General features: G+C 52.8%; 5 protein-coding genes. 1 reads left to right on the top strand and 4 read right to left on the bottom strand.

All coding sequences use genetic code 11. The features are described from left to right. Positions 1-511 precede the first annotated feature (511 nt). Both PHV74_16095 and PHV74_16090 read right to left on the bottom strand, forming a co-directional pair. Complete coding sequence (locus PHV74_16095) at positions 512-1081, bottom strand: zeta toxin family protein (GenBank protein MDD5095873.1); 570 nt, start codon at positions 1079-1081, stop codon at positions 512-514. 87 nt (positions 1082-1168) lie between these two features. After that, positions 1169-1537, bottom strand: a complete 369-nt coding sequence (locus PHV74_16090) for a hypothetical protein (protein MDD5095872.1) — start codon at positions 1535-1537, stop codon at positions 1169-1171. Between the two features lie 15 nt (positions 1538-1552). Here PHV74_16090 and PHV74_16085 point away from each other — a divergent pair, with 15 nt between their 5' ends. Then, the gene (locus PHV74_16085; GenBank protein MDD5095871.1) at positions 1553-1720 is read left to right on the top strand and encodes a hypothetical protein; all 168 of its coding nucleotides are present in this window, start codon (positions 1553-1555) and stop codon (positions 1718-1720) included. Positions 1721-1731: 11 nt separating this feature from the next. Here the strand turns inward: PHV74_16085 and PHV74_16080 are convergent, their stop codons facing one another. Both PHV74_16080 and PHV74_16075 read right to left on the bottom strand, forming a co-directional pair. Next, the gene (locus PHV74_16080; protein ID MDD5095870.1) at positions 1732-2490 is read right to left on the bottom strand and encodes a tyrosine-type recombinase/integrase; all 759 of its coding nucleotides are present in this window, start codon (positions 2488-2490) and stop codon (positions 1732-1734) included. 32 nt (positions 2491-2522) lie between these two features. Continuing rightward, the coding region (locus PHV74_16075; GenBank protein MDD5095869.1) for a hypothetical protein at positions 2523-2731 on the bottom strand (209 nt) is incomplete at its 5' end.

Raw genomic sequence — 2731 nt, 5'->3', positions numbered from 1 at the left:
AAGGCTGTTCCAAAAGGTAACGCTTTTCAAAACCAATTTTTCTGTGACTCCCGTGGCTATAGTGGGAAGTGTTCCCCGTTTGATAAAATGGCAAGTCGTATGAACTCCTGGGCAGTCTGATAATGATATGCAGAATGTTACGCAACGAAAAGCCAGTTGGATGTCAGGAGGAACGGGAGTGCTCTCTAGCGCCAAGATAAAGAGGACCCAAGGGATCACGCCACGTGCTTTGGGAGGCAGATTTGCAAAGCGGGGGTAAACTCAGGGGATTTCAGGGATACGACTAAATAAATGGATCCTTATCAGTTATTTGGCCATCAGGTAATTCAAAATACAGTTTGCCGTCTCGGGAGTATGCGTTAGGTATACCTTGTTCGCTGTTTTTGCTTTGGGCGTTCCGAACTGCTCGATTTCCTATCACCTGCAAGCTCTCTGCGACCTGGATTCGGTTCACCGTTTTCTTCCGGATCGTGGGACGTGACAAAGCTCTTGTAACCATCTGGCCTACCTTCTAAGAAATTCCTGATAAGAATGCCCTGAGGCGGTAATCGTTGACAACATGATAATGATAATCGTCTCCTTCTCCAAATGCAACAAGTTCAAAAACGCTCTCCGAATTGTCACATAAATACCAGTCATGAGCGAACTGCCGATAGATATTCCAGAAGTTGTTCTTGCTACGCCTGTATCTCCGGATCACATCTCTTGGGGGAATGGCATGCCCTCCGCTCATCACCCTCTGGTTGATCCGTTTGAGCGCGAGCTGTTCGGTTTCGAGGGAAATATAGATGATCCCTACTTTGTAAGCACGATCCCTGGCTTTTTGAACCGTTCTTCGAAGAGATGTCCCTGATAGAGTCGATTCAACAATGAGACTGCTGCCTTCATCGATGAGGGTGCTTAGCCTTTTGATGAGCTCTCTTCCGGCAGACATGCTATCCAAAGACAGTTCCTTTTCGATTTCATCTGCATTCAAGAACGGCACCTTGCCATAGGATTTATAGGAACGAACAAGTTCAGATGCGAAAGTGGTCTTTCCCGAACCGTTCGGGCCACCGATAATGATCAGTTTCTGTTTCAAATTGCATCCATTGTGGGCCGGGCCAACTATAATGCAATGATAACCAAAAGAGTCCCAATTTTCAAATTGCAGTAATCAGATATCCTCTCAAACCCCCGTCATGGACCTGGCCCTGGCGCCGGGATAGAGGGTGTCAAACGGATCCTTCCAATCGCCTGGAGAGGCAGCCCTGCCCGAGTCGGTCAGGCGATAGTAGATGCGCGGAGGACCTGGCGGATAGTTTTCCTGGAACTGCGACGGCTCCTCTTCTCCGGAAGGCTCGACCCACCCTAGCCTTCGAAGATTGGAGAAATACACCACGAACGAGTGATAGCGCGCCCCCTTGGACCGATAATGCAGCCGGGACAGATGATATTTCGCTTGCTCCTCGGCCCTGGATGGGTCAAATTTACGCTCTTCCTTCTTGGAGACGCGTTCTTCTTCAGCCGTTCCCCGATCGGTTGCTGTAGCCCTCATTAGGGCCGTTTTGTAGTGATAGAAGATGTCCTGCTGGGTGGAACCTCTGTCCGGATCGATCCGGGGGGATTCCTCCGGACCGTTGCCCAGCAGAAACTCCCGGATGAACCAACCACAGCCGAACGGACGCAGAAAGCCCCCGATCGCCTTGCCGCCACGGGTTGGTTGACGAGTGGCTGGTAGACCAGGACTGGCTAATTTTCGAGTTGCTGATTTTCCTCTGACCATAGCTTATCGTACCATTCTCGCGCTTCTTCCCCCGCAATCTTGCGGTACTTGGCGGTGGCATCGAACCGCTCATGCCCCAGGTGCTCCTGGAGTTGGCGCATGCCCTCTCCTGAATCGTCCGTCTGCATGGCATGCACGGCGAAGGCGTCCCTCAACCGGTGGGGGCTGATGTTCATCAGCCGGCCCGTTTTGGCATCGATCAGGTGAGGCAGATCGGCTTTATCGGCGGCTTCCCTCACCACCTGCCGCGCCCGATGGGACGTGATCCCGAAAATGAGCGCCCGGCCGTCCTTATACACCGGAGGGCCTCCCTCGATAAACACCTGGAGCATATCCATGGAGTCGCGGTCCAGCGGCAACAGCCGCATCCGCTTCTTCTCCAACTCCTTGGCCAGGGCTTCTTCCACCCGGGATCCGCAGGAAGGGCAGAATCGGTGAGTTTTTCCCAGCTTGGCTCCGCAAGTCGGGCAATACAGCTGCAGCTTGGCCTTGAGGTGTTCGATCCTAACGGTGCCTCGGGTGAGGTCGATGTCATCGACCGCCAGACCGACGAGCTCGGAAATCCGGCAGCCCAGGCGAAAGAGCAGCCTGACGATAAGGTAATCGCGCTGGTTTGTGGTGGCTGCCTCCATCTTGATGATATCTTCCGGATCCAGGTAGGCCTTTTCATTTCCTCGGGCCTTGAGCTTCTTCCTTTTCGGGGTCTTTCTGGTGGGATTCCTCATGGGAAAGGCTCCTGCGCACGATAAAACTGGCTCTAGATTACTATCTGCCTCTTCAGGTACAGATAGTAGCCATTACCCGTCGTACTATATGCCACTTTGGAGATTTTCTGCAATGCGGGATAAGTCTCTTTTCCCGCCTCCACCATCTCAATGATCTCCTCCAACGCCTCTTCGAGTCTGTCAAACATCTTTTCAGGAATGCCGACAGCCACTTCGCTGCCCGCCGACAACGCTGACAACC

This window comes from Dehalococcoidia bacterium, from assembly GCA_028711995.1.
Lineage (GTDB): Bacteria > Chloroflexota > Dehalococcoidia > SZUA-161 > SpSt-899 > JAQTRE01.
This window is presented reverse-complemented; position numbering and strand designations above follow the sequence as displayed.

Coding starts and splice junctions, on each gene's coding strand:
- PHV74_16090 (MDD5095872.1), bottom strand. CDS start 1,537: ATGAGGGCTACAGCAACCGATCGGGGAACGGCTGAAGAAGAACGCGTC.
- PHV74_16080 (MDD5095870.1), bottom strand. CDS start 2,490: ATGAGGAATCCCACCAGAAAGACCCCGAAAAGGAAGAAGCTCAAGGCC.